This is a genomic window from Caulobacter sp. D5, assembly GCF_003185805.1.
Classification (GTDB): Bacteria; Pseudomonadota; Alphaproteobacteria; order Caulobacterales; family Caulobacteraceae; genus Caulobacter.
Window position 1 is genome coordinate 1 of sequence record NZ_QHJY01000516.1, and the last position, 7,444, is coordinate 7,444.

7 protein-coding genes, 1 tRNA gene and 1 riboswitch are annotated in these 7,444 nt (G+C 66.6%); of the genes, 5 read left to right on the top strand and 3 right to left on the bottom strand.

The genetic code is table 11. The annotated features are described in order from the left end of the window. Nucleotides 1-16: 16 nt before the first annotated feature. Together metA and DMC18_RS26365 are read right to left on the bottom strand one after the other, a co-directional pair. Nucleotides 17-934, bottom strand: coding sequence for a homoserine O-succinyltransferase (metA, locus tag DMC18_RS24650; protein ID WP_110121831.1), 918 nt, complete (start codon nucleotides 932-934; stop codon nucleotides 17-19). A 48-nt stretch (nucleotides 935-982) separates the two neighbouring features. Next, nucleotides 983-1,085, bottom strand: a riboswitch (SAM-I-IV-variant riboswitch). Between the two features lie 79 nt (nucleotides 1,086-1,164). Then, nucleotides 1,165-1,341 (bottom strand): hypothetical protein, encoded by a 177-nt coding sequence (locus DMC18_RS26365; RefSeq protein ID WP_158285987.1) that lies wholly within the window; start codon nucleotides 1,339-1,341, stop codon nucleotides 1,165-1,167. 308 nt (nucleotides 1,342-1,649) lie between these two features. Between DMC18_RS26365 and DMC18_RS24655 the strand changes: the two genes are divergently transcribed. The 4 genes from DMC18_RS24655 (at nucleotide 1,650) to DMC18_RS24670 (ending at nucleotide 4,757) form a co-directional block, all read left to right on the top strand. Beyond that, a tRNA-Leu gene (locus DMC18_RS24655) sits at nucleotides 1,650-1,734 on the top strand. A 175-nt stretch (nucleotides 1,735-1,909) separates the two neighbouring features. Continuing rightward, complete coding sequence (gene tig, locus DMC18_RS24660) at nucleotides 1,910-3,268, top strand: trigger factor (RefSeq protein ID WP_304529445.1); 1,359 nt, start codon at nucleotides 1,910-1,912, stop codon at nucleotides 3,266-3,268. 130 nt (nucleotides 3,269-3,398) lie between these two features. After that, on the top strand, nucleotides 3,399-4,028 hold the full coding sequence (locus DMC18_RS24665; protein WP_110121833.1) for an ATP-dependent Clp protease proteolytic subunit: 630 nt from the start codon (nucleotides 3,399-3,401) through the stop codon (nucleotides 4,026-4,028). Nucleotides 4,029-4,229: 201 nt separating this feature from the next. After that, entirely contained in the window at nucleotides 4,230-4,757 is a 528-nt protein-coding gene (locus tag DMC18_RS24670) for a Spy/CpxP family protein refolding chaperone (protein WP_158285988.1), read from the top strand. 146 nt (nucleotides 4,758-4,903) lie between these two features. On the opposite strand, the gene DMC18_RS24675 is transcribed toward DMC18_RS24670, so the two are convergent. Further along, a complete protein-coding gene (locus DMC18_RS24675) occupies nucleotides 4,904-5,575 on the bottom strand; it encodes an HAD-IB family hydrolase (protein ID WP_110121834.1) in 672 nt (223 codons plus the stop codon). Nucleotides 5,576-5,919: 344 nt separating this feature from the next. Between DMC18_RS24675 and clpX the strand changes: the two genes are divergently transcribed. Beyond that, nucleotides 5,920-7,182: an ATP-dependent protease ATP-binding subunit ClpX gene (gene clpX / locus DMC18_RS24680; RefSeq protein WP_058350342.1), complete on the top strand. Its 1,263-nt coding sequence runs from the start codon at nucleotides 5,920-5,922 to the stop codon at nucleotides 7,180-7,182. Nucleotides 7,183-7,444 lie beyond the last annotated feature (262 nt).

Genomic DNA, 7,444 nt, shown 5'->3' on the forward strand with positions numbered 1-7,444 from the left:
GGGAGAGGGGCCAAAACTACGCTCCGATCGTCTCCAGCTCGAACGGGGTGGTCTGGTAGACCTCGTTCAGCCAGTTGGCGAACAGCAGGTGGGCGTGGCTGCGCCAGCGGTTGCGCGGGGCGCGGGTCGGGTCGTTGGCGGGGAAGTAGTGCGCCGGCGGCGGCGTGGTCGGGTCGATCAGGCTGTCGCGGTGATACTCGGCGGCCAGGGTGCCGGTCTCGTATTCCGGATGATTGAACATGTAGAGCCAGCGGCGGCGGGCGTCCTCCAGCAGGCACAGCCCCGATTCTTCGGACTCCAGCAGCACCTTCAGCGAGCCGTCGGCCGGCAGGTCCTCGGGCCGCACCTCGGTCCAGCGCGACACCGGGATGTCGATCTCGTCGGCCAGGCCTCGCAGATAGGGCGAGGCCGGCGCCAGGTTGGCGTGCGGGAAGACGCCGGAGCACTTTTTCGACAGCACGTGCTTGGGCACGCCGTGGAAGTGGCGCACGCCGGCCTGGGCGCCCCAGCAGACGGCCAGGCCCGCATGCACGTTGGTCTGCGACCAGTCGAAGATGCGCGAAAGCTCGTCCCAGTAGCTGACTTCCTCGAAGGCCAGGGTCTCAACCGGCGCGCCGGTGACGATCAGGCCGTCGAAGCGCTCGCCGCGCACCTCGTCCCACGGCCGGTAGAAGGCCAGCATGTGCTCGGCCGAGGTGGTCTTGGGCGCGTGGCCCGAGATCTGGATCAGCGACAGCTCGATCTGCAGCGGGCTGGCCCCCAGCAGGCGCGCGAAGTGCCGCTCGGTGGTCGGCTTGTCGGGCATCAGGTTCAGGAGGGCGATGCGCAGCGGCCGGATGTCCTGGCGGGCGGCCTCCGTGTCGGCCATCAGCGACAGGCCTTCGGCTTCCAGCAGGGCGCGGGCCGGCAGGTTGTCGGGAATCTTGATGGGCATGCGCAGCGTCCGTTCGTCGAAAAAAACAAGACTCGGGACGGCTTTAGGGATCACCCGTTTCGTTGCCGTCGCGGCCGCATCCCCCCGACGGGGCGCCACCTTGCTCGGGAAGCAGGTTGGCGTTGGGCGAGCCCAACTCTTGATGCACGTGCGGCTTTAAAGGCGTCGCTTGCCGATCGCAAGGGGACGCAAGGTCGCGACCGCGGTTCGGACAGGGCGGGGAGGGCGCTTCAGGCCTCCAGGCGGTGCAGCACGATCTCGGCGCGCACGCCTTCGTCGAACAGGCGGCTGCCGTAGTCGAGCGCCGCCTGGAACGAGCGCTGCTCGGCCAGGTCGGTATGGATCACCTGCCGGTCGCAGGTGACCTCCCATCCGGCCTCGGTCTGCGTGACCTCGATCATCCGCATACGCTGTTCTCCTACGCCATGGCGCAGTTAACCGTCGCTGGTTTCGAATGGTTGCGTGCGAATCCACGAAAATTCAAGCGGCACGTCCGTGCGCTGAGGGATTCGCGAGATCTGATCGAAAGGGAGAGGGAAAACCGGCCCGGGCGTCAGTCGGGGGGGCAAGGCCCGGGCCGGTTAATGTCTCGCGGCTTTACGCTCGGCGGGACACGATGAGAACGACGCGAGCGCCGGCCGGTTCCGCCCTGGCGCGAAAAATCTGCGGCGCCACTTCAAATCGGTCGCGGTCGCGGCTAAGGCTCTGCGCCCACGCGGATGTGGCGGAACTGGTAGACGCACTGGATTTAGGTTCCAGCGCCGAGAGGCGTGGAGGTTCGAGTCCTCTCATCCGCACCATGTCGCCGCGCGCAGCGTTTTGCGCGCGGCGACGCCATACCCTTTGATCGACGCGAAGTGTCGTGACATAAGGGCGCTCTTTCGCCGCCCCCGGTGACGTGGGCGGCTATGATTTTTTGACCCCTGGGGCGGACGACGGGCGCGGGCGCCCAGAGCCGAGAAGCTAAGAATGTCGATGCAGATCGTTGAAAAGTCGGGCGAAGGCCTCAGCCGGGTTTACGGCGTTACGGTGCCCGCGAGTGAGCTGGCCACGCGTCTCGAGGCTCGTATCGCCGAAGTCGCGCCGCAGATGAACGTCAAGGGCTTCCGCCCCGGCAAGGTGCCGACCGCTCACGTCCGTCGCCTGTACGGCAAGGGCCTGATGGGCGAAGTCATCGAGCAGGCGCTCAACGAGACCACCCAGAAGATCCTCGACGAAAACAAGCTGCGTCCCGCCGGCCAGCCCGACCTGAAGCCGACGTCCGACATGGACAAGGTCATGGCCGGCGGTGAAGACCTCGCTTTCGACCTGGCCGTCGAGATCATGCCGGAGTTCGAGCCGATCGACCCGACCTCGATCGAGCTGGTCAAGCCGGTCTACAAGATCGAAGACGCCGAAGTCGACGAAGCCCTGGCCGAGCTGGCCAAGCAGGCCCGCACCTACGAGCCGCGCAAGGGCAAGAGCCTGAAGGCCAAGGACGGCGACCAGCTGCTGATCGACTTCGTCGGCACCATCGACGGCGTCGCCTTCGCCGGCGGCACGGCCAACGACGCCGAGCTGGTGCTCGGTTCGGGCCAGTTCATCCCGGGCTTCGAAGAGCAACTGGTCGGCGCCAAGCCGGAAGACGTCGTGACGGTGAAGGTCAACTTCCCGGAAGACTACCAGGCCGCCGAACTGGCCGGTAAGGCCGCCGAGTTCGCCACCACCGTCAAGGAAGTGCGCGCCCCGGTCGACGCCGAGCCGGACGACGAACTGGCCAAGCGCCTGGGCCTGGCCGATCTGGCCGCCCTGAAGGACCTGCTGAAGTCGAACCTGGAAGGCCGCTACACCAACTCGAGCCGCTTCAAGCTGAAGCGCGCTCTGCTGGACGTGCTGGACACCAAGCACGACTTCCCGCTGCCGCCGCGCATGGTCGACGCCGAGTTCGCCGGCATCTGGCAGCAGGTCCAGGCCGACAAGTCGCAAGGCGGCCTGCCGCCGGAAGACGCCGACAAGACCGAAGACCAGCTGAAGGACGAGTACCGCAAGATCGCCGAGCGCCGCGTGCGCCTGGGTCTGGTGCTCGCCGAGATCGGCCGCAAGAACGACGTGGTCGTCACCGACCAGGAACTGAACGAAGCGATCGTCCGCGAAGCCCGCCAGTACGGCGCCCAGGCCCAGCAGGTGTTCGACATGTACCGCCAGCGCGCCGACCTGCAGGCCTCGCTGCGTGCCCCGATCTACGAAGACAAGGTCGTCGACCTGATCTTCGGCAAGGCCAAGATCGAGGAAAAGGAAGTCTCCAAGGAAGAGCTCCTGGAAGAAGACGACCTGCCGGAAGGCTACGGCGGCTGAGGCCGTCGTCCCTTCGGGTGACGAATTCCGGCGCCTTGCAACCTGTTAAGCGCCACGCGATATGCGTCAGGAGCGGCGGCGCGGCGGTGATTCGCGCCCGCAAGGACATTCTGAGAAGGGCGAACCCCACATGATGTACGATCCGGTCGAGACGGCGATGAACCTGGTTCCGATGGTGGTCGAGCAGACCAGCCGCGGCGAACGCGCCTTCGACATCTTCTCGCGCCTTCTGAAGGAGCGGATCATCTTCCTCACGGGCCCGGTCGAGGACGGCATGGCCTCGCTGATCTGCGCCCAGCTGCTCTTCCTGGAGTCGGAGAACCCCAAGAAGGAAATCGCCATGTACATCAACTCGCCGGGCGGCGTGGTGACGTCGGGCCTCGCGATCTACGACACCATGCAATACATCAAGAGCCCGGTGACCACCGTGTGCATGGGCATGGCCGCCTCGATGGGCAGCCTGCTGCTCTGCGCCGGCGCCGCCGGCCAGCGCGTCGCCCTGCCGAACGCCCGCATCATGGTGCACCAGCCGTCGGGCGGCTTCCGCGGCCAGGCCTCGGACATCGTCCGTCACGCCGAGGACATCTCCAAGACCAAGCGCCGCCTGAACGAGATCTACGTCAAGCACTGCGGCCGCACCTATGACGAGGTCGAGCGCGACCTGGACCGCGACAACTTCATGAGCGCCGAGGAAGCCAAGGCCTGGGGCCTGATCGACCAGATCCACGAGAACCGCGAAAGCTCGGAAGCCGGCGCCTAAAGCCGCCTTCCAGGCCTGAAGACGAAGCCGCCGACCGAGAGGTCGGCGGCTTTTTCTTTGCTGACGGCTTTTTTCACTCTGGTTTCAGGCGCCCCGGTTTGGCCACGGGCGAGGGATCAGGCGAAACAAGCCAGCCCTACAACGGCCGGGCGATGCGGCGACAACGGCGGGATGAAGAGTCTCAACCTCCGGAGCCCGGCCATGCCCGTCCGCACCCACACCCTGGCCGCCGCCGTCGCGGGCCTGCTGGCCCTGTCCGCCGTCTCGGCCGCCCAGGCCCAGGACGTTCCCCAGCACGGCGTCGCCACCATGCGGCTGGCCGTCAGTCCCGAGCAGATGCAGCAGATCGTCTCCGACCGCCTGCTGCAGGACGGCGTCACGGCGGGCCTGGCGACCCTGCGGCAGAATCTCTCCCTGACCCCCGCCCAGCAGGGCCGCTGGCGCGACTTCATCCTGGCCGCGAACGCCAAGCCCTCGGGCCTCGTTTTGGCCGTCGTCGCGCCCGAGGACGAGACCCCGCTCGCCCAGGCCAAGGCCGGCCTCGTCCTGCAGCGCGAGCAGCTGGCCTTCGAGCAGCGGCGCGTGAAGGCCATGGCGCGGCTCTACAAGTCGCTCGACTCCAACCAGCGCGCGGTCTTCGACCAGGCCTATTCGGTGATCGGCAGCCTGTCGGTCAGCACCACCCAGGTTCCGGCGGGCTTCGCCCAGGCCGGCGCGGGCGTGGAGTAGGCGACCAAGACCCTCCCCCTGAAGGGGGAGGTGGCCCGTAGGGCCGGAGGGGGAAGTTCCTGATGATGTAGGGGCGACTGCTGGCTCAACAGCCAGATCCCCCTCCGTCGCTCCGCGACACCTCCCCCTCCAGGGGGAGGGTCTCCCTAAACCGGCTTGCCCTTGAAGATGCGGTAGCCGCGCTCCTGGGCGATGGCCAGCATCTCGGTGTCGCCGGAGGTGTCGCCGTAGGCGGCGGCCAATTTCATGTTCTCGCCGAAGGTCTCGCGCAGGCGCACCACCTTCTCGGGGCCTCGGCAGTTGGGTCCCAGGAGGGAGCCGACCACCTTGCCGTTGAGGTCGAAGGCCAGCCTGGTGCCGATCAGCAGGTCGGCGCCGATGCCGCGGGCGAACGGGGCCACCACCAGGTCGGGCGAGGCGGTGACGATGACCATCCTGGCGCCTTGCGCCCGCCAGCGCCGCCACACCGCCAGGGCGTCGGGACGGAACAGGCTCTGCGCATGCCCCTCGGCGAACTTGCGGGCCTGGACCTCCAGCCGCTCCTGCGGCACGCCCTTGAGGAACTCGCGGATGGCGGCGGCCTTGATGCGGCCCCGGTCGCGGTGGAACAGGTAGGAGAGGGCGGCCGGCGCCAGGCGGATCATGCCGATCGTCCAGCGGCCGCCGCTGACCCGCCACTTCAGGAAGGCCGTGAAGCTGTCGCGCACCGTCAGGGTGCCGTCGAAGTCGAAGGCCACCAGCGGCGGGCTGGCTTCGGTGTGGGTCGGGGCGTGAGCGTCGTGCGACGCGCCCGGCGCCGTTTCTTGGGTCTCGGCCATTTCGTCTCCGCCCCTCGGGCGAACTCCTTTTAACGGCGCCGCTTGCAGCACGATTCCGGCTGTGTTCGAAAAGCTTAGAGCCTGCGTCGATGTTCCACACCCCGTCTGGCGCTTGCTTTGGCCTACAGTCGTCCCATCTAGGGATGGAATCCCATGATCAGACGCGAAACATCCACGAACTTGGCGCCGGAAACGGGCTCCAAGGCTTGTGCCGCGCGTTCGGATCGGGGAATGTCAAGGATTAGACAACTCCCGTTCGGTATCCTGTTGCTTCGGTGGCGGGATACGCGTGGGGGTCGGCGGTAGCGGCTTTCGCCGTAAACGCCCTAGCGTGAGAAGCGACCATGACGAAAGCCGCCAGCGGCGACGCCAAGAGCACCCTGTACTGTTCTTTCTGCGGAAAGAGCCAACATGAAGTGCGCAAGCTCATCGCCGGACCCACCGTGTTCATCTGCGATGAATGCGTCGAGCTTTGCATGGATATCATCCGTGAAGAGCACAAGATCGCCTTCGTGAAGTCCAAGGACGGCGTTCCGACGCCGCGCGAGATCTGCGAGGTCCTGGACGACTACGTGATCGGACAAGGTCACGCCAAGAAGGTGCTCGCGGTCGCGGTGCACAATCACTACAAGCGCCTGAACCACGCTTCGAAGAACAACGACGTCGAGCTGGCCAAGTCGAACATCCTTCTGGTCGGTCCGACCGGCACGGGTAAGACCCTGCTGGCCCAGACCCTGGCCCGAATCATCGACGTGCCGTTCACGATGGCCGACGCCACGACCCTGACCGAAGCCGGTTACGTCGGCGAAGACGTCGAGAACATCGTGCTGAAGCTGCTCCAGGCCGCCGACTACAATGTCGAGCGCGCCCAGCGCGGCATCGTCTACATCGACGAAATCGACAAGATCAGCCGCAAGTCCGACAACCCGTCGATCACCCGCGACGTGTCGGGCGAAGGCGTGCAGCAGGCCCTGCTGAAGATCATGGAAGGCACCGTCGCCTCCGTGCCGCCGCAGGGCGGGCGCAAGCATCCGCAGCAGGAGTTCCTGCAGGTCGACACGACGAACATCCTGTTCATCTGCGGCGGCGCCTTCGCGGGCCTCGAGCGCATCATCTCGGCCCGCGGTTCGGCCAAGTCGATCGGCTTCGGCGCCAAGGTCGCCGATCCGGAAGACCGTCGCACCGGCGAGATCCTGCGCGGCGTCGAGCCCGACGACCTGCAGCGCTTCGGCCTGATCCCGGAATTCATCGGCCGTCTGCCGGTGATCGCCACCCTGGAAGACCTCGACGAGGCCGCCCTGGTGAAGATCCTGACCGAGCCGAAGAACGCCTTCGTCAAGCAGTACCAGCGTCTGTTCGAGATGGAGAACATCGGCCTGACCTTCACCGAGGACGCCCTGCACGGCGTCGCGAAGAAGGCCATCGCCCGCAAGACCGGCGCCCGCGGCCTGCGTTCGATCATGGAAGGCATCCTGCTGGAGACCATGTTCGAACTGCCCAACTACGAGGGCGTCGAGGAAGTGGTGGTCAACGCCGAGGTCGTCGAAGGCCGCGCCCAGCCGCTGCTGATCTACGCCGAAAAGAAGGGCGGAGCGGCCTCGGCCTGAGGCCTGGCTGCATCGCTTGAGAGATGAGAACGGCGGGTCCCCAGGGCCCGCCGTTTTTTATTCCTCCCCCGTGCAACGGGGGAGGGGGACCGCGAAGCGGTGGAGGGGGCGAGACGGCCCTGTTATCCCTCTCCCCTTGCGGGAGAGGGTGGCCCTGCGGAGCAGGTCGGGTGAGGGGTCTCTCAAAACTGAAAGCCGCCCCAAAGCCCTTCCCCCTTGATGGGGGAAGGGTTGGGATGGGGGTGACGCTGCGGTTCCGCCT

Excerpts from the sequence above, each read along its gene's own strand:
- metA (WP_110121831.1), bottom strand. The coding sequence starts at position 934 with ATGCCCATCAAGATTCCCGACAACCTGCCGGCCCGCGCCCTGCTGGAA.
- DMC18_RS26365 (WP_158285987.1), bottom strand. The coding sequence starts at position 1,341 with ATGCGGATGATCGAGGTCACGCAGACCGAGGCCGGATGGGAGGTCACC.
- tig (WP_304529445.1), top strand. The coding sequence starts at position 1,910 with ATGCAGATCGTTGAAAAGTCGGGCGAAGGCCTCAGCCGGGTTTACGGC.
- DMC18_RS24665 (WP_110121833.1), top strand. The coding sequence starts at position 3,399 with ATGATGTACGATCCGGTCGAGACGGCGATGAACCTGGTTCCGATGGTG.
- DMC18_RS24670 (WP_158285988.1), top strand. The coding sequence starts at position 4,230 with ATGCCCGTCCGCACCCACACCCTGGCCGCCGCCGTCGCGGGCCTGCTG.
- DMC18_RS24675 (WP_110121834.1), bottom strand. The coding sequence starts at position 5,575 with ATGGCCGAGACCCAAGAAACGGCGCCGGGCGCGTCGCACGACGCTCAC.
- clpX (WP_058350342.1), top strand. The coding sequence starts at position 5,920 with ATGACGAAAGCCGCCAGCGGCGACGCCAAGAGCACCCTGTACTGTTCT.